Here is a 23435-nt window from a genome sequence, read left to right as displayed (position 1 = left end):
AAAAGCCCCCTCGCCTGACTATGCAAGCAAGGGGGCTTTTTTAGTTAAGTAGGCTACAAATCAGATGGTCATAATTTCTGATTCCTTCTTGCTTAGCAAGTCATCAACACGGCTGATGTAGCTATCTGTTGCCTTTTGCACTTTCGCTTCAGCATCTTTGATAGCATCTTCAGAAGCGCCTTCTTTAAGCAGTTTGCGAAGGGCATCATTCACATCCTTGCGAATGCCGCGAATGCGCACTTTGCCGCTTTCTGATTCGTTTTTAGCCTGCTTTACCAGCTCCCGCCGACGTTCTTCTGTCATAGCAGGAATGTTCAAGCGTACCCCTTCAGCATCTGACTGAGGATTAAGGCCTAGGTCACTATTCTTAATGGCCTTAGCAATTTCGCTGATCATGTTTTTCTCCCATGGCTTAATGAACAACGTACGAGCATCGGGAGCTGCAACGTTGGCCACCTGACCAATAGGAGTGGGGGTACCATAATAGTCAACTCGCAGTGAGTCGAGCATAGCTGGTGATGCCTTACCTGCCCGAATTCGTGTCATCTCTACGCCAGTGTGTTGCAGGGCTTTTCCCATTGACTCTTCGGCCTCGTCCAGGTAAAACTTTATTTCTTCGTCCATTGTGTGAAAGGAAAGAATTAGAGATAAGATCTGTAAGCAGAAGGGAAGCTGTCGATTAGCGCTGTGCAATGTATTCTGCTTGACGCTCCTTCTACCTCCTGATCAGGTGATTTAGTTAGTTAGAGGATGCTCGGTAGTAGGCTGTAAGCTGCTATGCTTAGCATCAAGCGTAGCGCTAGTGGTAGAACCGAGCATACTTACGCGAGTACCTACTGTTTCTCCCTCGATAAGACGTTGCAAGTTGCCTTCCTTGTTCATATCAAATACGATGATAGGAAGGTTGTTTTCCTTGCACAGGGTAAAGGCTGTCATGTCCATTACGTTGAGGTTCTTCTCCATTACCTCGTCGAACGTGATTTCGGAGTAGCGAACAGCCGTTGGGTCTTTTTCTGGATCGGCAGTGTAGATGCCATCTACCCGCGTACCCTTCAGCACTACGTCTGCTTCAATCTCGATAGCGCGTAGTGAAGCAGCAGAGTCGGTAGTGAAGTAAGGAGAGCCAATGCCTGCTCCGAAAATAACTACTCGTCCTTTCTCCAAGTGACGTAATGCCCGGCGTCGGATGTACGGCTCACATACGCGCTGAATTGTAACACCCGAGAGCAACCGGGTAGGAATGCCCAACTTTTCTAGTGCGCTTTGCAGCGCCATGGAGTTAATTACAGTTGCCAACATACCCATGTAGTCGCCCTGTACGCGGTCTAGGCCAAAAGCTTCGGCCTGCACACCACGGAAAATGTTGCCGCCCCCAATAACGACGGCAACCTGCGTGCCCGTCGCAGCTACAGCTTTGATTTCTTCAGCGTATTGCATCAGGCGCTCGGCATCAATGCCGTACTGTTGCTGACCCATTAGGGCCTCGCCGCTTAGTTTCAGCAGGATTCTGTTGTATTTCAAAGTACGGGGGGTTAAGCGTAAGACGCGTTTATACTTGGTGAGAGTAGGCAAGCTACTAGAAATAGAGAGCAGAAGGATACGTACGCGAAAAGTGGGTTAGCTGAACTGAATCAACACTTGGCCCTTATTCACGTTGTCGCGCAAGCCAACTTTGATGCCCGTCACGGTACCGTCGCCAGGTGCTTTCAGAATGTTCTCCATTTTCATGGCCTCCAGCACTAGCAACGGGTCGCCCTTCTGTACACTTTGTCCAGGTTCAACCCGAATAGCGACAATCAGACCTGGCATTGGTGCTTTCAGCTCATTTACTTTGCTGACTGCCGCATTGCTCATACCCAGCTTATCAAGAAGCAAATCGAAGCGGTCTTTAGCTTGCAGCTCTAGGCGCTGTCCGTTAAGCTGCAGTACAAACGCTTTAGTAGCATAGTCAGCAGAAACTAGCTCCGCAGAATAAGACCGGCCCTCATGTAGCAAATGGTAACGCCCGTTTCCAAGAGGAATTAGGTCCCAAGTGAATGGTTGCCCATTCACAGTAATAGGTCCTCCAGAAGTGTAATCGATGTCCCAGAGTTGATCGGGGCTGGTGCGTACTTGTAGCATGTAAGGAGGGCGAAAGTGGGGCGGAAATGGGCATAAAGATAGGTCAAATCTGAAATAAATTCGGAACTTGACCCTTCATTCCCCCTATTGCCTTTCAGCATGAAATACCCGGTTCTTGGCATTATTGGCCTACTTCTGACTTGCCACATGGTGGCACCGGCTCAGGCAGTAAAGCCAGCCAAACCTGCTGCAACTCGCAAGAAAGTATCAGCTCCTGCTGAAGCTGCTACAACAACTTTGCCGGCACCCGCTCCTGTACCCAACTGGTTGCCCCCTACAGCTCCCGTTCAGCCAGCAGCTACTATTGTACATGATTTGCTTGATACGAAGCTGGATGTGCGGTTTGATTGGGCCAAGCAGTGGTTACTAGGTAGCGCGCTCCTCACCGTGCGCCCTCACTTCTACCCACAAACTCAACTAGTGCTCGATGCCAAAGGCTTCGACGTGAGGAGTGTGGAAATGGTAGCTAATGGTAAGAAGGGTAAAGACCTTAAATTCAGCTACGACAAGAAAAAGCTTACAATTACCCTCGACCGATCTTACACGCGTACTGAGCAGTACCAGGTACGAGTGCAGTATACAGCAAAACCAAACGAGCTACCTAAAGGCGGTGGTAGTGAGGCTATTACCGATGATAAAGGGCTTTACTTTATTAATCCTTTGGGCACGGAGAAAGGTAAGCCACGTCAGGTCTGGACCCAGGGAGAGACAGAAGGAAGTTCCTGCTGGTTTCCAACCATTGATAAGCCTAACCAGCGCATGACGCAGGAAATCAGCATTACAGTGGAAAACGGGTTAAAAACTCTTTCCAATGGCTTGCTTATTTCCACCAAGCGAAATCCAGATGGCACCCGTACCGATGTATGGAAGCAGAGCCTACCGGCTGCGCCGTACCTTACGATGCTTGCCGTTGGCACTTTCTCTGTAATTACGGATACGTGGCGTGGCAAGCCAATTGAGTACTACGTTGACCCAGAGTTCCAGCACACGGCCAAACAAGTTTTTGGCAACACCCCCGAGATGCTGGAATTTTATTCTAAAAAACTTGGCGTAGAGTTTCCGTGGGAGAAATACAGCCAGGTGGCTGTACACGACTTTGTGTCGGGGGCTATGGAGAATACCACCGCTACTACTATCCAACAGCAGCTAGTGCAGTTCTCAAACCGGGAACTGCCAGATATAGGTTACGAGTCGGAAGCAGTCATTACGCATGAGCTTTTCCATCAGTGGTTTGGCGACTATGTCACTACAGAATCATGGTCGAATTTGCCTTTAAACGAATCCTTCGCCGACTATTCTGAACTGCTGTGGGCCGAGTATAAATACGGTGCTGATGCCGCTGCATTTGTCCAGCAAACAAAGCTGAACAACTACTTGCAAGAGGCTCAAACGAAGCGTGAGCCGTTGATCCGGTATCAATACTTGAACCGGGAGGACATGTTCGACCGACACTCCTACGACAAAGGAGGACGAGTTTTGCATATGCTACGCAAGTACGTGGGCGATGAAGCCTTTTTCGTGGCCCTCAATCGCTACCTCACTCAAAACAAGTTTGCCTCCACCGAAATTGCCAAGCTGCGGATAGCATTTGAGGAAACGACAGGGGAGGACCTGATGTGGTTCTTTGACCAGTGGTTTATGCAGCGGGGCCACCCTGAACTGCGTATTACCCACAGCTACGAAAACGGTCAAGTTGCGCTCCGGGTGCAGCAAGCGCAGGATACCTTGTTTCAGCCAGTTTACCGTTTGCCAGTCACGGTTACCACGTGGTCTGGAAACCAGGCTACTGATCATCGGATTATCGTCACCAAAGCCAATCAGACGTTTCGCTTGCCCATAGCGCAGCGTCCTAGCCTAGTGAAGTTTGATAGCGAAGGTATTCTGCTAGCCGAGCTCGATGAGCAACGCACGCAAGATGAGCTTATCTTCCAGTTTAATCACGCCCGTAACTATTTACAGAAATACGAAGCTATTGAGGGCTTACGTAGTAAGTCTGGTGATCTGGTTGTTAGCGCTGTATTGCGCAGTGCATTAAACGACAACTTCTGGGCGGTTCGGCAAGTCGCGGCTGCAGGGTTACGTCGTTACAAGGGTCCCGAAGGTTCTGCAGTTCGCAAGGATCTAGAACGAGTAGCTATCAATGAAAAGGATAATCGAGTACGCGCTACTGCTATTACTACTCTGTCTTCATTTGCAAATGAGGATTTCAGCAGCGTGTACTCAGCGGCGCTTAAAGACAGTTCTTACCTAGTAGTGGGAGCCGCAGTAGATGCCTTAGCTAAAGCGCCAACAATAGGCACTCGTGAGCAAATTAATGGGCTACAAGAAACGCGAAATGCCTCTCTGCTTACCGCTTTAGCGAATTACTATGGATTGAATGGGACGGCTGACCACTACCAATGGTTTTTACGACGCAGTCAAGATGCCCCCGCCGAGGTGTTATATACACTGCTAGAGAACTTCGGCGTGCTTATGCAGCGTATGCCTCCCATTGAGCGCGAGAAAGGTATTGCACGTCTCGAAACACTAGCTAGAACTCACCCCATATATTACGTACGACTAGGTGCGTACAAGGGCTTGAACGAGTTATCGAGTAGTATGCCTGCTTTAAAAACCACCCTCCGAGATATACGGACCAAGGAAAAAGACCAACGGTTAACCTCGATATACAGCCTCATTCAATAGACAACAGAAATTTTTTTTAGTTGTGGCCTTTCGAATCAATTCGCACGCTTATCCTAGATAGTCAAGTGGTTGTCGCCCTAATGAGCAGCGGCTGAATTAGGGTAGGAAGAAAAAAAACAAAACCTTTTTCGCTGAGGGCTTGACTTACGTCAGAAAGCCTCTAATTTTGCAACTCCAATCGACACACCACCGACACTTAGTCTTCGGGAAGTAGATGGGAATACTCTTCGCAATCGGCGCCAGAGGTAATAATTGGGGGGATTCCAGAGCGGCCAAATGGGACGGACTGTAACTCCGTTGTCTTACGACTTCGAAGGTTCGAATCCTTCTCCCCCCACAGTAGTGAAATAGTAAAACGATGAGCCTTTGAAGTAATTCATGGTTCATTGTTTTACTAGTTTACCGTACGCGGGAGTAGCTCAGTTGGTAGAGCGGCAGCCTTCCAAGCTGCAGGTCGCGGGTTCGAACCTCGTCTCCCGCTCGATGCTTAAGTCTGGCAACGAGAAATAGAGTAATCGCCCAAGTGGCAAATGTTCTTCTCCTGTCGTACCTTTGCCGCATCAAATAAGCCGTTTTAGCTCAGTGGTAGAGCACTTCCTTGGTAAGGAAGAGGTCATGGGTTCAAATCCCATAAATGGCTCAGAATTACGAGTACCAACGGGGCAGCGCGACTGCACCGTTTGGAAACTGTCAGCAAAGTGAAGCGACGTGCAGTCCCGACTAAACGGAGCTGTGTTTCGCTTTCTTACTGTATAGTCTAGTCGCGTTTCCCCCTCTTTACCTCAAAATTCCTCTTAATCTCTTTACAATGGCTAAAGAAAATTTTGACCGGTCCAAGCCGCACGTAAACATCGGCACGATTGGTCACGTGGACCACGGCAAAACCACCCTTACTGCTGCCATCACCACGGTTCTGGCTAACAAAGGTCTGGCTGCCAAGCGCGACTTCTCTTCGATTGACAATGCTCCCGAAGAAAAAGAGCGTGGTATTACCATCAATACCGCTCACGTAGAATACGCTACCGAAAACCGTCACTACGCTCACGTTGACTGCCCTGGTCACGCTGACTACGTGAAGAACATGGTAACGGGTGCTGCTCAGATGGACGGTGCTATCCTTGTGGTAGCTGCTACCGACGGCCCAATGCCCCAGACTCGTGAGCACATCCTGCTCGCTCGTCAGGTAGGTGTACCTCAGCTAGTAGTGTTCATGAACAAAGTGGACATGGTGGATGACCCCGAGCTGCTTGAGCTTGTGGAAATGGAAATTCGTGAACTGCTCTCGTTCTACGACTTCGACGGCGACAACATTCCAGTTATTCAGGGTTCGGCTCTGGGTGGCCTGAACGGCGATGCTAACTGGGTTCCCAAGATTGAGGAACTGATGGCAGCTGTTGACAGCTACATTCCAATTCCTGCTCGTCTGACTGACCTGCCCTTCCTGATGCCAGTAGAGGACGTGTTCTCTATCACGGGTCGTGGTACGGTAGCAACCGGCCGTATCGAGCGTGGTATCATCAACTCGGGTGAGCAAGTTGAAATCCTCGGTATGGGTGCTGAGAACCTCAAGTCGACCGTAACTGGCGTTGAGATGTTCCGCAAAATCCTTGACCGTGGTGAAGCTGGTGACAACGTAGGTCTGCTACTCCGCGGTATTGAAAAAGAAGCCATCCGTCGTGGTATGGTTATTTGCAAGCCCGGTTCCGTTAAGCCTCACACTAAGTTCAAGGCTGAGGTGTACGTACTGTCGAAAGAGGAAGGTGGTCGTCACACTCCGTTCTTCAACAACTACCGCCCCCAGTTCTATTTCCGTACCACCGACGTTACCGGCATCATCTCGCTGGGCGAAGGTGTGGAAATGGTAATGCCTGGTGACAACGTAACTATCTCGGTTGAGCTAATCAACTCGGTAGCTATGGAAAAAGGTCTGCGTTTCGCTATCCGTGAGGGTGGTCGTACCGTAGGTGCTGGTCAGGTTACTGAAATCACTGACTAATTTTTTCCTAGATTCTAGGTAATCAACACAATCCGCCTCTGATTTTTTCGGGGGCGGATTTGTTTTGTTTAAAGAGTTTCCTACATTTGCAGTCCCAATCCAGCACCTTGAAGGCTTGGGACGCATACACGGGCGTAGTTCAAGGGTAGAATAGAGGTCTCCAAAACCTTTGATGGGAGTTCGAATCTCTCCGCCCGTGCCACCAAGAATAACGGCTGCTTCGGCAGCCGTCCTCTTAATCACCTAACTGGTGCCGGTATCATGAGCAAATTGTCTAACTATTTCCGCGAGACGTCTGAGGAGATGCGCTACAAAGTAACGTGGCCATCCATTGAAGAATTGCAGAAAAGTGCCGGCTTGGTATTGCTAGGCTCTTTGTTGTTTGCAGCCGTAGTTGGGTTGATGGATGTTGCCTTTAGCAAGAGCTTGGAAGCATTTTACACTTCGTTCCGTTAATCGGTAGAACACACGACAACAATGGGCGAATTGAAATGGTACGTGGTCCGTTCGGTTAGCGGACAAGAGAAGAAAGCAAAGACTTACCTGGAAACTGAAATTGGTCGTCATGGCCTGTCAGAATTGGTACCACAAGTGCTGATACCAGTAGAAAAAGTTTTCGAAATGCGCAACGGTAAGAAGCGCGTTCGTGAACGGAATCTGTACCCTGGCTACATTATCATTCATGCTGATCTTACTCATGGTGAGGTTGATCACATTATCACTAGCACTCCTGGTGTAATTGGTTTTCTCAGCGACAAAGAGGGTAAGGCAGCTAGTCAAAACACGAAGCCAGTACCGTTGCATATCTCAGAGGTAAACCGCATTCTCGGGATTGTGGATGAGGCTGAAGAGCAAACTGCAACACTGGAAACCCCATTTGTAGTAGGGGAGCTAGTGAAGATCGTAGATGGAGGCTTTGCTGGAATGTCAGGTACTGTGTCGGAGGTGTTTGAGGAGCGTAAGAAGCTGAACGTTATCGTGAAAATTTTCGGCCGTAGCACTCCTATGGAGCTAAGCTATACTCAAGTCGAGAAGGAAGCGTAACCCATACAAAACGTCACCGATTATCCGCTCCGGGTCGGTGGTGCTTCCACTTAGGAGCAATCAAAAACTGAGGACGCTGCGTGTTACGATGCAGAGTCCGAAGCCCTTCAAACCAAATGGCCAAGGAAATTAGAGGTTATCTGAAGCTTCAGATAAAGGGAGGCGCCGCGAACCCCGCGCCGCCGGTTGGACCTGCACTTGGTAGCAAAGGCCTTAACATCATGGAGTTTTGCAAGCAGTTTAATGCTCGCACCCAGGATAAGGCCGGCCAAGTTTGTCCTGTACTCATCACCATGTACACCGATAAGTCGTTTGACTTCGTGGTGAAGACCCCTCCAGTTCCGGTATTGCTCATGGATGCTGCAAAGCTTCAGAGCGGCTCAAAAGAGCCTAACCGTAACAAAGTAGGGTCAGTATCATGGGACCAAGTGCGTACCATTGCCGAGACGAAAATGCCTGACCTCAACGCCTTCAAGGTTGAGTCAGCTATGAAGCAGGTAGCTGGTACGGCTCGCAGCATGGGCATCACCATCTCGGGTACTTCTCCCTTTGCTGAATAATTTAACAACGGAGAAGACACATGGCACAAATTAGCAAAAAGCGCAAGGAAGCCCTTGCTAAGCACGACCTAACCGAAATTCGGACCTTGGTGGAAGCTGCTAAAGTGGTAAAGGATATCACCTATACCAAGTTTGACGCTTCAGTTGACATCGACGTTCGCTTGGGTGTAGACCCACGCAAAGCTGACCAAATGGTTCGTGGCGTGGCTACACTGCCTCACGGCACCGGTAAGACTGTTCGTGTACTAGCCCTTGTAACCCCAGACAAAGAAGCCGAAGCTACCGCAGCTGGTGCTGATTATGTTGGTCTCGACGACTATATCTCGAAAATCGAAAAGGGTTGGACTGATATTGACGTAATCATCACGATGCCATCTGTTATGGCTAAGGTTGGTCGCTTAGGTCGTGTACTAGGTCCTCGTGGCCTGATGCCCAACCCTAAGTCTGGTACTGTAACCACTGATGTAGCCAAAGCTGTACAGGAAGTGAAAGCTGGTAAAATCGACTTCAAAGTTGATAAAACCGGTATCATTCACTGCTCAGTTGGTAAAGTGTCCTTTGACGAGCAAAAGCTTGCTGAAAATGCCATCGAAGTTATCCAGACGCTCCAGCGTTTGAAGCCTTCTTCGGCAAAAGGGACCTACATCAAGAGCATCACGCTTTCGAGCACGATGTCTCCTGCTGTTCCAGTTGACACGCAAGTAACTTCCGCCTAAGTTTTAATCAACACGACGATATGATCCGGGAAGACAAACAAGCCCTCGTCGACGAGTTGAGCGAGAAGTTTCAATCGCACAACGCGTTCTACATTGCCGATGCTTCGGGAATGTCGGTGGCGAAAATCAACGAATTCCGTCGCCTGTGCTTTACCCGCGGCATGGAGTTCAAAGTATACAAGAATACGTTCATTCGTAAAGCTCTCGACACCCTTGGTGGCGATACCGCTGAAATGGATGCAGCGTTGAAAGGACAGTCAGGCATTCTTTTCTCGAAAGAGTCAGGTAATGCTCCTGCTAAACTGCTCCAAGAGTTCTATAAAGCCCAGGCATATGGTAAAGGTGTTGAGCCTAAGCCTGCCTTGAAAGGTGCTTATGTAGACGCTAGTATCTATGTAGGTGCCAACCAGCTAGAGACACTCAGCACTATCAAAGGCAAAAACGAGCTTATCGGTGAAGTTATCGGTCTGCTCCAATCGCCAGCCAAGAACGTTATCTCTGCTCTATCGAGCGGTGGCAACATCCTTGCTGGTCTTATCAAAACGCTTTCCGAAAAAGAAGAGGTTGCAGGCTAACCGCTGCTCATCTTTTTCACTTTCAATTTCCAAAGTTCAACAACCCCCTTTTTAACAATCTACAGAAATGGCAGATTTGAAAGCATTCGCCGAGCAGCTCGTTAGCCTGACGGTAAAAGAAGTAAACGAACTGGCTACTATCCTGAAAGACGAGTATGGCATTGAGCCTGCCGCTGCTGCTCCCGTAATGGTAGCTGGTGGTGCTGGCGCTGGTGCTGCTGAAGCCGCTGAGGAGAAGACCTCGTTCGACGTAATCCTGAAGGCTGCTGGTGGCCAGAAGCTGGCTGTTGTGAAGCTGGTAAAAGACCTGACCGGCCTGGGCCTGAAAGAAGCCAAAGAACTGGTTGACGGTGCTCCTAAGCCCCTGAAAGAAGGTGTTGCTAAAGACGAAGCTGAGTCGCTGAAGAAGCAACTGGAAGAGGCTGGCGCTGAAGTAGAAGTTAAGTAATTTCTGCTGCCTGCTCGTAAAACCAGCAAATAAGGAGAGGCCTGGCAACTAAGCCAGGTCTTTTCCTGTTTGTAGGCAACAAACTAGTCGGAAGTTCGATTGCACGCCGCTTTGCGGCTTTTCGTGCCTACGGACGCCAGAAGCGCAAGGTTCTGCTTTGCGCTTTCGTGCGCCAAAAACTTTCGTTTTACCCAGGTGCCTAGTTCTGCTAGCTGCTTGGGTTGGATTCTCTCAGTATCCATTTCCTAACCCCACATACATTGGCTACACCGAAAGCACAGACAGGCTTGCAAAAACTGCAAGCGGCTGACGAGCGGATCAACTTCGCCAAGATTAAAAAGGTTATTGAGTACCCGGATTTCCTAGACGTGCAGGTTCGCTCGTTCATGGATTTCTTCCAATTGGAGACGGCTGCCGAGAACCGTACCCATGAAGGCCTGTTTCAAGTATTCGCCGAGAACTTTCCGATTTCGGATTCGCGCGAAAACTTTGTTCTGGAATTCATTGACTACCACGTCGACCCGCCAAAGTACTCAGTTGACGAGTGCATCGACCGGGGCTTGACCTACTCGGTACCCCTGAAGGCTAAGTTGCGCCTGATCTGCAATGATACGGACAACGAGGACTTCGAGACCATTGAGCAGGAGGTTTTCTTAGGGAATATTCCCTATATGACCGAAAAAGGCTCATTCGTAATCAACGGGGCAGAGCGCGTTATCGTTTCGCAGCTGCACCGCTCACCTGGTGTGTTCTTTGCGCAAAGCAAGCATACCAATGGTACTAAGCTGTATTCAGCTCGTATCATCCCGTTCAAAGGTTCGTGGATCGAATTTGCCACGGACGTGAACAACGTGATGTACGCCTACATCGACCGGAAGAAGAAATTTCCGGTTACTACACTGCTCCGTGCTATTGGCTACGGTACCGATAAAGACATTCTAGACTTGTTCGGACTGTCGGAAGAGGTGAAGGCTGATAAGAAAACACTCAAGAAGGCTGTAGGTCGCAAACTAGCTGCCCGTGTGCTCCGCACTTGGACGGAAGACTTTGTGGACGAGGACACCGGTGAAGTGGTGTCCATTGACCGGAATGAAGTTCTGTTGGAGCGCGATTCTACGATCGAGGAGGAAGACATTGACGTTATTCTTAACGCTGGTGCTAAGTCGGTAATTCTGCATCGTGAAAACGTAAACATTGCTGACTATGCAATTATTTACAACACGCTGCAAAAGGACAACTCCAACTCGGAGAAAGAAGCCGTTGAGCAAATCTATCGTCAACTCCGTAATACGGAAGCTCCTGACGAAGAAACTGCTCGTGACATCATCCAAAAGCTATTCTTCTCGGATAAGCGCTACGATCTTGGTGACGTAGGCCGCTACCGTATCAATAAGAAATTGGGTATTGACACGAACTGGGAGGCCCGCGTGCTAACCAATGAGGACATCGTCCTCATCGTGAAATACTTGATTGGTCTGATTAACTCAAAGGCCATTGTCGATGACATTGACCACTTGAGCAACCGTCGTGTGCGCACGGTAGGTGAGCAGCTTTATGCCCAGTTCGGCGTAGGCTTGGCCCGTATGGCGCGTACTATTAAGGAGCGCATGAACGTGCGTGACAACGAGGACTTCAAGCCAGTTGATTTGATCAACGCGCGTACGTTGTCGAGCGTGATTAACTCGTTCTTCGGTACGAACCAGCTTTCGCAGTTCATGGACCAGACGAATCCCCTAGCTGAGGTGACGCACAAGCGTCGCGTATCGGCACTAGGGCCAGGAGGTCTTTCGCGGGAGCGTGCTGGTTTCGAAGTACGTGACGTTCATTACACGCACTATGGTCGTCTGTGCACTATCGAAACGCCGGAAGGACCAAACATCGGTCTGATTTCGTCGTTGTGTGTGCACGCTCGCGTAAACTCAATGGGCTTCATTGAAACTCCCTACCGCACCGTAGATAACGGTAAGGTAGATACTACGGAGAACGTGAAGTATCTAACGGCTGAGGAAGAAGATACCCACCACATCGCACAGGCTAATGCTCGTATCGATGAGGATGGTAATTTTATTAACGACTTGGTAAAAGGTCGTTTTGAAGGTGACTTCCCAGTAGTAGGCCCAACGGAGTATAGCTACATGGACGTAGCTCCGAACCAGATTGTATCAGTTGCCGCCTCGCTTATTCCGTTCTTGGAGCACGATGACGCCAACCGTGCCCTGATGGGTTCGAACATGCAACGCCAGGCGGTGCCGCTGTTGAAAGCGGAAGCTCCCATCGTGGGTACTGGTTTGGAAGGCCGCGTAGCTATTGACTCTCGTACCTTGGTGGTAGCCGAGGGTAACGGTGTTATTGATTACGTAGATGCCAACAAGATCGTAGTTAAATACGACCTGACGGAAGACGATATTCTTGTAAGCTTCGACGCTGAAAAGATTTCGTACGATCTGATCAAATTCCGTCGTACCAACCAGGATACTTGCATTAACCTGACTCCTTTGGTGAAGAAGGGTGAGCGGGTAACTAAAGGGCAACCTTTGTGCGAGGGCTACGGCACAAACAAAGGTGAACTAGCTCTTGGCCGCAACATGCAGGTAGCCTTCATGCCATGGCAGGGCTACAACTTCGAGGATGCTATTGTAATCTCGGAGCGCGTTGTTCGCGACGACATCTTTACCTCAATCCACATTGAGGAATTCGAACTAGAGGTGCGCGAGACCAAGCGTGGTGAAGAAGAGTTGACGTCAGAAATTCCAAACGTGAGCGAAGAAGCCGTGCGTAACCTCGACGACAACGGTATCATCCGTTTGGGTGCTGAGGTTCGTGAAGGTGATATTCTGATCGGTAAGATTACACCGAAGGGTGAAACTGACCCGACCCCGGAAGAGAAGCTGCTCCGCGCCATCTTTGGTGACAAAGCTGGCGACGTGAAAGATGCCTCGCTTAAGGCGCCACCATCATTGAACGGGGTAGTTATCGGCACTAAGCTGTTCTCTCGTCCTAAGAAAGACAAAAACCTACGGGCCAAGTCAAAGAAGGAAGTAGAAGAACTGAAAGAGTCGTACGCTCGTGAGTTGCGCGGCATCAAAGCTGTGATGATCGACAAGCTGGTAGAATTGCTGGAAGGCAAGACCTCGCAGGGCGTGAAGCACAAGTTTGGTGACGAAATCCTGACCAAGGGGGCCAAATTCGGTAAGAAGAACATCACGGATGCTCTCTTCCCCGAGAAGAACCCTTACAAGGATGAAAGCAATTATGCCGTGCCAGAAGAGGTGAATATGTTCAAAGACCTCATTCTGGAGAACTGGACTGCCGATGCAAAAGTGAATGGCATGTTAACGGAGTTGGTGAAGAACTACACCAAGAAGCGTAACACCATAACTGCTCGCTTCAAGCGTGACCGGTTTACCCTGGAAGTAGGTGACGAACTTCCTGCTGGTATTGTGCAGCTAGCCAAAGTATACATTGCCAAGAAGCGTAAGCTGAAGGTAGGTGATAAGATGGCAGGTCGTCACGGTAACAAAGGGGTAGTAGCCCGCATTGTGCGCGATGAGGATATGCCTTTCCTGCCCGACGGTACGCCAATGGACATCGTGCTTAACCCGCTAGGTGTACCAAGCCGTATGAACATCGGCCAGATCTACGAGACCGTACTCGGCTGGGCTGGCTTGAAGTTGGGCCGTACCTACGCTACGCCCATTTTCGACGGTGCTACCGAAGAGGAGGTATCGCGCGAATTAACAGAAGCTGGTCTACCACACTTCGGCCGTGCTTACCTGCACGACGGTCTTACCGGTCAGCGTTTCGACCAGCCGGTAACCGTTGGGGTAATTTACATGCTGAAGCTGGGTCACTTGGTTGATGATAAGATGCACGCCCGCTCCATCGGACCGTACTCGCTCATCACCCAGCAGCCGCTTGGTGGTAAGGCCCAGTTCGGTGGTCAGCGCTTCGGCGAAATGGAAGTATGGGCTCTGGAGGCCTTCGGTGCTTCCAACGTCCTCCAGGAAATCCTGACTGTGAAGTCGGATGACGTGGTAGGCCGTGCCAAAGCGTACGAAGCCATTGTGAAAGGTGACGTACTGCCCAAGCCGAATATCCCCGAGTCATTCAACGTACTCATTCACGAGCTACGTGGTCTGGCCCTGGAAATCACGCTTGACTAAGGTTTGAAAATGGTGGCTGCTGATGCGCGAGTGTTGGCAGCCACTTTTCAAGTCTTCTGATATAGCATACCCGCGGTTCGGGAAACCGATAACATCCTCTGCTGGCGTCGTTCCGAGATATGGTCAGAACGGCAAACAGGCCTAGCAGAAGTTGGCCGCACCTTGATTCAGTCTTCTGAGTCACCAGATTACCAGACCTGGCGAAAACCTACTGCGCGGCGTACCTATCCGACCCACAGAGCACTTTTCGCAGAGTCGAACTGTTATGTTCTCTCCGACCATTCTTAAGACTGGCGGAACCAACGAACAGATAAAAGCCACCAGCTAACAACAGCTACTCTACATGGCGTTTGCAAAAAACAAAAAACTGGTACAGGACTTCTCGAAAGTTACCATTTCGCTGGCCTCGCCCGAATCCATTCTGGAGCGGTCGAACGGTGAAGTTGTAAAGCCCGAGACGATTAACTACCGGACGTACAAGCCCGAGATGGGTGGCTTGTTCTGCGAGCGGATTTTCGGTCCCGTAAAGGACTGGGAATGCCACTGCGGTAAATACAAGCGCATCCGGTACAAAGGCATTATCTGCGACCGTTGCGGCGTAGAGGTGACCGAGAAGAAAGTACGTCGGGAGCGGATGGGCCACATCGAACTGGTGGTGCCTGTTGCGCACATCTGGTACTTCAAGTCCCTGCCCAACAAAATCGGCTATCTGCTGGGCCTGCCCACTAAGAAGCTCGACCAGATTATCTATTACGAGCGCTACGTAGTAGTGCAGCCGGGTGTGCTGGCCGAAGAAGGCGTACAGCAACTCGACTTCCTAACTGAAGATGAATACCTTGACATCATCGACAAGCTCCCCCGGGAGAATCAGATGCTGCCAAATGAGGATCCAAATAAATTCATCGCCCGTATGGGTGCTGATGCTCTACAGCTATTGTTGGAGCGCATCAACCTCGACGAGCTATCGTACTCGCTGCGTGACTCTGCTGCGCACGAGACGTCGCAGCAGCGTAAGGCTGAAGCATTAAAGCGTCTGCGGGTTGTGGAAGCTTTCCGCGACGCCGCTACCCGAGTGGAGAATAAGCCTGAGTGGATGGTAATCCGCATGGTGCCGGTTATTCCCCCGGAACTGCGCCCCCTCGTGCCGTTGGATGGTGGCCGTTTTGCTACTTCTGACTTGAACGACCTGTACCGTCGCGTAATTATCCGTAACAACCGCCTCAAGCGCCTGATCGAAATTAAGGCTCCTGAAGTGATTCTGCGGAACGAGAAGCGCATGCTGCAGGAAGCAGTAGATTCGCTGTTCGACAACTCACGTAAGGTTAACGCCGTGCGTGCAGAAGGTAACCGCGCGCTGAAGTCGCTGTCTGATATGCTGAAAGGCAAGCAGGGCCGCTTCCGTCAGAACCTGCTCGGTAAGCGTGTTGACTACTCTGGCCGTTCGGTTATTGTAGTAGGCCCTGAGCTGAAGCTGCACGAATGCGGTCTGCCCAAGAACATGGCAGCCGAGCTGTTCAAGCCATTCATCATCCGTAAGCTCATCGAGCGCGGTATTGTGAAGACGGTGAAATCGGCTAAGAAAATCGTTGACCGCAAGGACGCCGTAGTATGGGACATTCTGGAAAACGTGCTGAAAGGCCACCCAGTGCTCCTGAACCGTGCTCCTACGCTGCACCGCTTGGGTATTCAGGCGTTCCAGCCCCGCCTCATCGAGGGTAAAGCTATTCAGCTGCACCCGCTGGTGTGTACGGCTTTCAACGCTGACTTTGACGGTGACCAGATGGCTGTGCACGTTCCCCTGGGACCGGCCGCCATCCTAGAAGCCTCTATGCTGATGCTGGCGTCGCACAACATCCTGAACCCCGCCAACGGCGCGCCCATCGCGGTACCGTCGCAGGACATGGTTCTTGGCCTGTACTACGTAACCAAAGGCAAGCGCAGCACCGAAGACGAGCAGATCCAGGGCGAAGGCCGCATGTTCTACTCGGACGAGGAGGTGGTTATTGCTATCAACGAAGGTCAGCTTTCGAAGCACGCTTATATTAAGGTGCGCACGAAGGTTCGTGACGAGGAAGATAACCTTGTAACGAAGATTATTGAGACAGTGGCTGGCCGCGTGCTGTTCAACCAGCTCGTACCTGAGGAAGTAGGTTTCGTAGATGAGTTGCTGACCAAGAAGAAGCTGCAGCAGATCATCTCGATGGTGTTCAAGCGTACGGGCATGGCCCGCACGGCGCAGTTCCTCGACGACATTAAGACGCTGGGCTTCCAGTCGGCTTATAAAGGTGGTCTGTCGATGGGTCTGGGTGATATCAACATCCCGAAAGAGAAAGACGCTCTAATTGCCCAAGCCCAAGCTGATGTAGCTGCCGTAACGCAGAACTATCAGATGGGTCTGATTACGGACAACGAGCGCTACAACCAGGTTATCGACATCTGGACCCGCATCAACAACCAAATCACTGAAACCCTCATGGGTCGCCTCGAAAAGGAGAACCAGGGCTTCAACTCGATTTACATGATGATGCACTCCGGTGCCCGTGGTTCGCGCGAGCAGATTCGTCAGCTCGGCGGTATGCGTGGTCTGATGGCTAAGCCACAAAAGTCATTGCAAGGTTCGGTTGGTGAAATTATCGAAAACCCGATTCTGTCTAACTTCAAAGAAGGCCTAGACGTAATTGAGTACTTCATCTCTACCCACGGTGCCCGTAAGGGTCTTGCTGACACTGCACTGAAAACGGCCGACGCCGGCTACCTGACTCGCCGTTTGGTAGACGTTTCGCAGGACGTAATCGTAAACGAAACTGACTGCGGCACGCTACGTGGCATCGAGACCTTCGCCTTGAAGGATAACGAAGATGTAGTAGAGCCGCTGGCTGAGCGCATCCTGGGTCGAGTAGCTGTACACGACATCATTGATCCGCTCACGGACGAAGTAATTCTGCCGGCTGGTGAGGAAATCACGGAGGATATCACGCGCCGCGTAGATGCTACTAGCATCGAGTCGGTAGAGATTCGTTCGGTATTGACTTGCGAATCGAAGCGTGGTATCTGCGCCAAATGCTACGGCCGTAACCTGTCGTCGGGCCGCATGGTACAAAAGGGCGAGGCTGTGGGCGTAATTGCTGCTCAGTCTATCGGTGAACCCGGTACCCAGTTGACCTTGCGTACCTTCCACGTAGGTGGTACTGCCTCAAACATTGCCGTAGAGGCTAGCCTTCGCGCCAAGTTCAATGGTGTGATTGAGTTCGAAGACATCCGGACCGTAGAAACTGCCAACGCCGATGGCGAGCCAGTGAAAGTGGTGATGGGTCGCTCGGGCGAGATTCGCATCGTGGAAAAAGGCACTGGCAAGGTGTTCATCTCGAACCACGTGCCGTACGGTTCGTTCTTGTTGGTTGAAGAAGGCCAAGAGGTAGAGAAAGGCCAAGAACTGAACAACTGGGACCCTTACAACGCCGTTATTTTGGCTGAGTTTGATGGTACCGTTCAGTACGACGCTATTACTGAAGGTATCACTTACCGTGAGGAATCGGACGAACAGACCGGTCACCGCGAGAAAGTGATTATCGAATCGAAGGCTAAGGATCAGAACCCTGCTATCATTGTTCGCCCCGGCAAGAAAGGTGACCTGGAAGGCTCCAAAGGCTACTCTATTCCAGTCGGCTCGCACTTGAACGTGGAGAACGGTGAGAAGATCAAGGCTGGTCAAATTCTGGCTAAGATTCCGCGTGCCGTGGGTAAAACTCGCGACATCACCGGTGGTCTACCTCGCGTTACCGAACTCTTCGAAGCGCGTAACCCATCGAACCCAGCTGTTGTAGCTGAAATCGACGGTGTAGTAACCTATGGTACGGTGAAGCGTGGTAACCGTGAAATCTTCGTGGAGTCGAAAGACGGCGTGAAGAAGAAGTACATGGTGCCGCTGTCAAAGCACATTCTTGTGCAGGACAATGACTTCATCCGGGCTGGTGCGCCGCTTTCAGATGGTGCTATCACCCCAACGGATATTCTGAACATTCAGGGTCCAGGTGCAGTGCAGGAATACCTCGTGAATGAAATTCAGGAAGTATACCGCTTGCAGGGTGTGAAAATCAATGATAAGCACATTGAGGTGGTAGTTCGCCAGATGATGCAGAAAGTGGTTATCCTTGATGCCGGTGACACAACCTTCCTTGAGCACCAGGTAATCGACAAGATTATCTTCATGGAAGAGAATGATACCATCATCGATATGAAGGTGGTAACCAACGCGGGTGATTCTACGAACTTGAAGCCCGGCCAGATTGTAACAGCTCGTCGCTTGCGTGATGAGAACAGCAGCCTGCGCCGCCGCGACCTTGCTCTCGTAGAAGTGCGCGAAGCCCAGCCTGCCGTATCACGGCCCACGCTGCAAGGCATCACGCAAGCTTCGCTGGGCACTCAGTCGTTCATCTCGGCCGCATCCTTCCAGGAGACGACCAAGGTACTGTCCGAAGCCGCCATCCGTGGTAAGGCCGACGAACTGCTGGGTCTGAAAGAGAACGTAATCGTTGGTCACCTCATTCCAGCTGGTACCGGTCTGCGCGAGTACACTCGCCAGATCGTAGGCTCGAAGGAGGAACTGGAAGCTGCTCAAGCCGCTAAGTCCGACGACGTAGTAGCTCCTACCAAGCGTACTGCACGCGCCTCACGCCGTGAGTCAGTTTCGGAGTAACATCCGGAGCATATAGTAAATAAGGAAAGCCGGCCAGAGAAATACTGGTCGGCTTTTTCTTTTATCCGTACTTGTCATTTCACGCCGCTGGTCCAGCGTCTTCAACTTTCATCTACATGGCCCAACAACATCAACCGGAAACCGACGCCAACGTTCCTCAAGATTCAAATGCTATCAATATTGAGTTGACCGAAGAAATAGCCGAGGGCGAATACGCTAACCTTGCCATGATTGCACATAGCAGTAGTGAATTCGTGGTCGACTTCATTCGCTTAATGCCAGGGCTACCGAAGGCAAAGGTGAAAGCTCGCATTGTGTTGACACCCGAGCATGCAAAGCGTTTGCAGGCCGCCTTAGCTGAAAATATTGAGCGTTACGAGCAAGCTCATGGTGCTATCAAGCATCAGCAAGACGGGCCTATGTACCCAATGGGGTTCGGTGGTAAAGTGGGGGAGGCGTAATTCTAGAAATAGTACAGTAAGTAAAGCGGCTTTTATCGGAAAGATAGGAGCCGCTTCTTTGTTTTATCTAATTATACGGGAATGAGTAACGTAACTAAATTGAATGTGGAGAGATTATGTGCTAGTAATAGTATGGAAGAAGGGGAAACGAATACGTTCTGAATCGTGTAGTTGACCCTAGAAGTAGCTTTTTGAGGTGCTAAAATGCCCGTATGATTTCTCTAAAATTAACTATTTCAACCTGTTTGCTATTTCGAGGCAACTTCTATACCTTTGCAAGCCTAATTTTTGGAGAGAACCCTCCTAGACAAAACATTCCGTAGATGCCTACCATCAACCAGTTAGTACGAAAAGGCCGCGAGAAGCTGACGACGAAGTCGAAGTCGCCGGCTCTTGACTCGTGCCCGCAGCGCCGTGGCGTTTGCACCCGTGTGTACACCACCACGCCTAAGAAGCCGAACTCGGCTATGCGTAAAGTTGCCCGTGTGCGCCTCACCAATGGCAAAGAAGTTAACGCCTACATCCCTGGTGAAGGCCACAACCTGCAGGAGCACAGCATCGTGCTGATCCGTGGTGGCCGTGTGAAAGACCTTCCCGGTGTACGTTACCACATCATCCGTGGCGCTCTTGACACTGCCGGTGTAAACGGCCGTCTGCAGCGTCGTTCGAAGTACGGCGCTAAGCGTCCGAAGCCAGGCCAAGCTGCCGCAGCAGGCAAAGGTGGCAAACCAGCACCCGGCAAGAAAAAGTAATTGAACGAGTGAGGTAGTGCCCAGTGCCGGATAGCACATGGTTCTTATCCCACTGCTCACTGCCGTAACACTCATTTCTACACCCATGAGAAAGTCAAAACCAAAAAAGCGCATCCTCCTGCCGGACCCCAAGTTCAAGGAGACGCTAGTGACCCGCTTCGTTAACTACATGATGTACGACGGGAAGAAAAACCTGGCCTACGGTATTTTCTACGATGCCTGCGAACTGGTTGAGCAGCGCACCAAAGAGAGCGGCCTGGAAATGTGGCGTAAAGCCCTGAACAATGTAATGCCAACTGTAGAAGTGAAGAGCCGCCGTGTTGGTGGTGCTACCTTCCAGGTGCCTACTGAAGTTCGCCCAGATCGTCGCATTGCTGTTGGCTCGAAGTGGCTGATTCAATATGCTCGTCGTCGTGGTGAGAAAACCATGAAAGACAAGTTGGCTGGCGAAATCATTGCTGCCGCCAAAGGTGAAGGTGCTGCCGTGAAGAAAAAGGACGACACGCACCGGATGGCAGAAGCCAACAAGGCCTTCTCGCACTTCCGCTTCTAATCAGACCTAGCAGGGACTTTAGAAGTTGTGGGCTTAGGGAATGAGAAAAATAATTTTCGCGTTCTACAAGCTCAACTGCTGAATTCCCTACGTCACAAAAAAAGCAATGGCTGTTAATAAAGATCTGCAATACCTCCGGAACATCGGGATTATGGCGCACATCGACGCTGGTAAGACCACCACGTCGGAGCGTATTCTCTACTACACCGGTAAAACCCACAAAATCGGGGAAGTGCACGAAGGTGCTGCCACGATGGACTGGATGGAGCAGGAGCAGGAGCGTGGTATCACTATCACGTCGGCTGCTACTACTACCTTCTGGAATTACCCAACTGTACAGGGTGATCCTACCCCAGAGACTAAGCAATATAAAATCAACCTGATTGATACTCCCGGCCACGTAGACTTCACCGTAGAGGTGGAGCGCTCTTTGCGTGTTCTGGACGGTGCCGTAGCGTTGTTCTGCGCCGTATCGGGTGTAGAGCCACAGTCGGAGACTGTATGGCGTCAGGCTGACAAGTACAAAGTGCCACGCATCTGCTTCGTCAACAAGATGGACCGTGCTGGTGCTGACTTCTTCAAAGCTGTTAACGAGATCAAGGATAAGCTAGGCGCTACTCCCGTGCCACTGCAAATTCCAATCGGCGCTGAAGACACCTTCAAAGGCGTAGTTGACCTGCTCACTGGCAAAGCCATTGTGTGGGACGACGAGACCCAGGGTAAGACCTACAAGGAAATCCCAGTTCCCGAAGATCTGGTGGATACGGTAGCCGAATGGCGTGAGAAGCTCGTAGAAAGCGTTGCTGAATACGACGACACGTTGATGGAGAAGTTCTTTGATGATCCAGACTCCATTACCCGCGAAGAAATGATGGTGGTAATCCGCAAAGCGGTTATCGACATGAAGTTCTCGCCCGTAATGTGCGGTTCGGCTTTCAAGAACAAAGGTGTGCAGTCGATGCTGGATGCTGTTATGGCTTACTTGCCATCACCTCTGGACATGCCTGCTGTAGTTGGTACCAATCCTGACACCGGCGAAGAAATCGAGCGTCACCCCGATAACGACGAGCCCTTCACTGCTCTGGCGTTCAAAATTGCTACTGACCCCTTCGTAGGTCGTTTGTGCTTCTTCCGCTGCTACAGCGGTCAGTTGGATGCTGGTTCGTACGTGCACAACAACCGTACTAACAAGAAAGAGCGTATCTCGCGCCTGATGCAGATGCACTCGAACAAGCAGAATCCGATCGACAAAATCCAAGCTGGTGACATTGCTGCCGGTGTGGGTTTCAAAGACATTAAAACCGGTGACACGCTGACCGACGAGAAGTCGCGCGTAGTACTTGAGTCGATGTCGTTCCCTGAGCCTGTTATCGGTTACGCCATTGAGCCTAAAACTCAGGCTGACGTTGACAAGATGGGTATGGCTATTGCCAAGCTGGTAGAAGAAGATCCTACGCTGGTAGTTCAGACTGACCCTGAAACGGGCCAGACCGTACTGAAAGGTATGGGTGAGCTTCACCTAGAAATCATCATCGACCGTATGCGTCGTGAGTTCAAGGTGGAGATTAACCAGGGTGCTCCCCAGGTAGCCTACAAAGAGGTGTTGACTAAAACCGTTGAGCACCGCGAAACCTATAAGAAGCAGACAGGTGGTCGTGGTAAGTTCGGTGATATCGTATTCGAACTCGGTCCGAAGCTGACTGATCCGGAGAAACCCGGTTTGGAGTTCGTAAACGACATTACGGGTGGTGTTATTCCTCGTGAATTCATCGCTCCGGTTCAGAAAGGCTTCGAAGAAGCTATGAAGAACGGTCCGCTGGCTGGCTTCCCCATTGAAGGCATGCGCGTTCGTTTATACTTCGGTTCTTACCACGATGTTGACTCGGACGCTCTGTCGTTCGAACTCGCCGCCCGTGGTGGTTTCCGCGAAGCTGGTAAGCAGGCTGGTCCGAAATTGCTTGAGCCTATTATGGCTGTAGAGGTAGTTTCGCCAGATGAGTACACGGGTTCGGTAACCGGTGACTTGAACCGTCGTCGTGGCATCATGAAGGGCATGGATACCAAAGGTGGTGCTAACGTTATCAAAGCTGATGTTCCTCTGTCGGAACTGTTCGGCTACGTGACGTCGCTGCGTACTATCTCTTCGGGCCGCGCTTCAGCTTCGCTGACGTTCTCGCACTACGATCAGGTGCCTAACAACCTTGCTGAAGCAATCATTGCCAAGCAAAAGGGCAACGCCATCCGCTAATACCGCTTTCATTCAATAGACATGAACCAGAAGATTCGCATCAAACTCAAATCCTACGACCACAACTTGGTGGACAAATCGTCGGAGAAGATTGTGAAGGCGGTGAAGGCTACGGGCGCTATCGTAAGCGGCCCCATTCCATTGCCGACCGACAAAGAAAAATTCACCGTACTTCGTTCGCCCCACGTGAACAAGAAGTCACGTGAGCAATTTCAGCTTTGCACTTACAAGCGCCTCGTAGATATCTACTCGACTTCGTCGAAGACGGTAGATGCTCTGATGAAGCTTGAATTGCCAAGCGGCGTAGACGTTGAAATTAAAGTCTGAGGACTGCTTTTCAGCTTAGATAAAACAAAACACCCCACTGGTTCTGCGGAACCGGTGGGGTGTTTTGTTTTTTATCGGTGCAACTTGTGG

18 protein-coding genes and 4 tRNA genes are annotated in these 23435 nt (G+C 50.7%); 19 read left to right on the top strand and 3 right to left on the bottom strand.

All coding sequences use genetic code 11. The features are described 5' to 3' along the window. Positions 1 to 60 precede the first annotated feature (60 nt). The 3 genes from frr to CHB83_RS06835 form a co-directional block, all read right to left on the bottom strand. A complete protein-coding gene (frr, locus tag CHB83_RS06845) occupies positions 61 to 624 on the bottom strand; it encodes a ribosome recycling factor (protein ID WP_045688436.1) in 564 nt (187 codons plus the stop codon). A gap of 111 nt (positions 625 to 735) precedes the next feature. Further along, positions 736 to 1521 (bottom strand): UMP kinase, encoded by a 786-nt coding sequence (gene pyrH, locus CHB83_RS06840; RefSeq protein ID WP_045688437.1) that lies wholly within the window; start codon positions 1519 to 1521, stop codon positions 736 to 738. Positions 1522 to 1617: 96 nt separating this feature from the next. Further along, the gene (locus CHB83_RS06835) at positions 1618 to 2121 is read right to left on the bottom strand and encodes a biotin/lipoyl-containing protein (protein ID WP_089332082.1); all 504 of its coding nucleotides are present in this window, start codon (positions 2119 to 2121) and stop codon (positions 1618 to 1620) included. Positions 2122 to 2220: 99 nt separating this feature from the next. Between CHB83_RS06835 and CHB83_RS06830 the strand changes: the two genes are divergently transcribed. The 19 genes from CHB83_RS06830 (at position 2221) to rpsJ (ending at position 23345) form a co-directional block, all read left to right on the top strand. After that, positions 2221 to 4806: a M1 family metallopeptidase gene (locus tag CHB83_RS06830; protein ID WP_089332081.1), complete on the top strand. Its 2586-nt coding sequence runs from the start codon at positions 2221 to 2223 to the stop codon at positions 4804 to 4806. A 254-nt stretch (positions 4807 to 5060) separates the two neighbouring features. Further along, a tRNA-Tyr gene (locus CHB83_RS06825) sits at positions 5061 to 5143 on the top strand. Positions 5144 to 5214: 71 nt separating this feature from the next. Then, positions 5215 to 5287: transfer RNA gene (locus tag CHB83_RS06820), tRNA-Gly, on the top strand. Positions 5288 to 5374: 87 nt separating this feature from the next. Continuing rightward, positions 5375 to 5446: transfer RNA gene (locus CHB83_RS06815), tRNA-Thr, on the top strand. A gap of 168 nt (positions 5447 to 5614) precedes the next feature. Continuing rightward, on the top strand, positions 5615 to 6802 hold the full coding sequence (tuf, locus tag CHB83_RS06810) for an elongation factor Tu (protein WP_045688439.1): 1188 nt from the start codon (positions 5615 to 5617) through the stop codon (positions 6800 to 6802). A 128-nt stretch (positions 6803 to 6930) separates the two neighbouring features. Then, positions 6931 to 7004: transfer RNA gene (locus CHB83_RS06805), tRNA-Trp, on the top strand. A gap of 59 nt (positions 7005 to 7063) precedes the next feature. After that, the gene (secE, locus tag CHB83_RS06800) at positions 7064 to 7258 is read left to right on the top strand and encodes a preprotein translocase subunit SecE (protein ID WP_045688506.1); all 195 of its coding nucleotides are present in this window, start codon (positions 7064 to 7066) and stop codon (positions 7256 to 7258) included. A 21-nt stretch (positions 7259 to 7279) separates the two neighbouring features. Continuing rightward, on the top strand, positions 7280 to 7846 hold the full coding sequence (gene nusG, locus CHB83_RS06795) for a transcription termination/antitermination protein NusG (protein ID WP_045688440.1): 567 nt from the start codon (positions 7280 to 7282) through the stop codon (positions 7844 to 7846). A gap of 116 nt (positions 7847 to 7962) precedes the next feature. Further along, complete coding sequence (gene rplK, locus CHB83_RS06790) at positions 7963 to 8406, top strand: 50S ribosomal protein L11 (RefSeq protein ID WP_045688441.1); 444 nt, start codon at positions 7963 to 7965, stop codon at positions 8404 to 8406. A gap of 20 nt (positions 8407 to 8426) precedes the next feature. Then, positions 8427 to 9122: a 50S ribosomal protein L1 gene (rplA, locus tag CHB83_RS06785; protein ID WP_045688442.1), complete on the top strand. Its 696-nt coding sequence runs from the start codon at positions 8427 to 8429 to the stop codon at positions 9120 to 9122. A 20-nt stretch (positions 9123 to 9142) separates the two neighbouring features. Next, positions 9143 to 9697, top strand: coding sequence for a 50S ribosomal protein L10 (rplJ, locus tag CHB83_RS06780; protein WP_045688443.1), 555 nt, complete (start codon positions 9143 to 9145; stop codon positions 9695 to 9697). A 67-nt stretch (positions 9698 to 9764) separates the two neighbouring features. Next, positions 9765 to 10145, top strand: a complete 381-nt coding sequence (gene rplL / locus CHB83_RS06775; protein ID WP_045688444.1) for a 50S ribosomal protein L7/L12 — start codon at positions 9765 to 9767, stop codon at positions 10143 to 10145. Positions 10146 to 10432: 287 nt separating this feature from the next. Then, positions 10433 to 14308 (top strand): DNA-directed RNA polymerase subunit beta, encoded by a 3876-nt coding sequence (rpoB, locus tag CHB83_RS06770; protein WP_179225478.1) that lies wholly within the window; start codon positions 10433 to 10435, stop codon positions 14306 to 14308. Between the two features lie 343 nt (positions 14309 to 14651). Next, a complete protein-coding gene (rpoC, locus tag CHB83_RS06765) occupies positions 14652 to 19004 on the top strand; it encodes a DNA-directed RNA polymerase subunit beta' (protein ID WP_089332080.1) in 4353 nt (1450 codons plus the stop codon). Between the two features lie 116 nt (positions 19005 to 19120). Beyond that, positions 19121 to 19465 (top strand): DUF3467 domain-containing protein, encoded by a 345-nt coding sequence (locus tag CHB83_RS06760; protein WP_045688445.1) that lies wholly within the window; start codon positions 19121 to 19123, stop codon positions 19463 to 19465. A 323-nt stretch (positions 19466 to 19788) separates the two neighbouring features. Then, positions 19789 to 20217, top strand: coding sequence for a 30S ribosomal protein S12 (gene rpsL, locus CHB83_RS06755; RefSeq protein WP_045688446.1), 429 nt, complete (start codon positions 19789 to 19791; stop codon positions 20215 to 20217). Positions 20218 to 20302: 85 nt separating this feature from the next. Beyond that, entirely contained in the window at positions 20303 to 20770 is a 468-nt protein-coding gene (gene rpsG, locus CHB83_RS06750) for a 30S ribosomal protein S7 (RefSeq protein ID WP_045688447.1), read from the top strand. 106 nt (positions 20771 to 20876) lie between these two features. After that, on the top strand, positions 20877 to 23018 hold the full coding sequence (gene fusA / locus CHB83_RS06745; RefSeq protein ID WP_045688448.1) for an elongation factor G: 2142 nt from the start codon (positions 20877 to 20879) through the stop codon (positions 23016 to 23018). A gap of 21 nt (positions 23019 to 23039) precedes the next feature. Then, positions 23040 to 23345: a 30S ribosomal protein S10 gene (gene rpsJ, locus CHB83_RS06740; protein ID WP_022822123.1), complete on the top strand. Its 306-nt coding sequence runs from the start codon at positions 23040 to 23042 to the stop codon at positions 23343 to 23345. The last annotated feature ends 90 nt before the right edge of the window (positions 23346 to 23435 follow it).

It is taken from the genome of Hymenobacter mucosus, assembly GCF_900188255.1.
GTDB lineage: Bacteria > Bacteroidota > Bacteroidia > Cytophagales > Hymenobacteraceae > Hymenobacter > Hymenobacter mucosus.
Note: the sequence above shows the minus strand (reverse complement) of the source record. Positions and strands in the feature narration are given on the sequence as shown.

Bases quoted from the DNA above. Each gene is read 5' to 3' on its own strand.
- frr (WP_045688436.1), bottom strand. From the start codon at position 624: ATGGACGAAGAAATAAAGTTTTACCTGGACGAGGCCGAAGAGTCAATG.
- CHB83_RS06835 (WP_089332082.1), bottom strand. From the start codon at position 2,121: ATGCTACAAGTACGCACCAGCCCCGATCAACTCTGGGACATCGATTAC.
- CHB83_RS06830 (WP_089332081.1), top strand. From the start codon at position 2,221: ATGAAATACCCGGTTCTTGGCATTATTGGCCTACTTCTGACTTGCCAC.
- tuf (WP_045688439.1), top strand. From the start codon at position 5,615: ATGGCTAAAGAAAATTTTGACCGGTCCAAGCCGCACGTAAACATCGGC.
- secE (WP_045688506.1), top strand. From the start codon at position 7,064: ATGAGCAAATTGTCTAACTATTTCCGCGAGACGTCTGAGGAGATGCGC.
- nusG (WP_045688440.1), top strand. From the start codon at position 7,280: ATGGGCGAATTGAAATGGTACGTGGTCCGTTCGGTTAGCGGACAAGAG.
- rplK (WP_045688441.1), top strand. From the start codon at position 7,963: ATGGCCAAGGAAATTAGAGGTTATCTGAAGCTTCAGATAAAGGGAGGC.
- rplA (WP_045688442.1), top strand. From the start codon at position 8,427: ATGGCACAAATTAGCAAAAAGCGCAAGGAAGCCCTTGCTAAGCACGAC.
- rplJ (WP_045688443.1), top strand. From the start codon at position 9,143: ATGATCCGGGAAGACAAACAAGCCCTCGTCGACGAGTTGAGCGAGAAG.
- rplL (WP_045688444.1), top strand. From the start codon at position 9,765: ATGGCAGATTTGAAAGCATTCGCCGAGCAGCTCGTTAGCCTGACGGTA.
- rpoC (WP_089332080.1), top strand. From the start codon at position 14,652: ATGGCGTTTGCAAAAAACAAAAAACTGGTACAGGACTTCTCGAAAGTT.
- CHB83_RS06760 (WP_045688445.1), top strand. From the start codon at position 19,121: ATGGCCCAACAACATCAACCGGAAACCGACGCCAACGTTCCTCAAGAT.
- rpsL (WP_045688446.1), top strand. From the start codon at position 19,789: ATGCCTACCATCAACCAGTTAGTACGAAAAGGCCGCGAGAAGCTGACG.
- rpsG (WP_045688447.1), top strand. From the start codon at position 20,303: ATGAGAAAGTCAAAACCAAAAAAGCGCATCCTCCTGCCGGACCCCAAG.
- fusA (WP_045688448.1), top strand. From the start codon at position 20,877: ATGGCTGTTAATAAAGATCTGCAATACCTCCGGAACATCGGGATTATG.
- rpsJ (WP_022822123.1), top strand. From the start codon at position 23,040: ATGAACCAGAAGATTCGCATCAAACTCAAATCCTACGACCACAACTTG.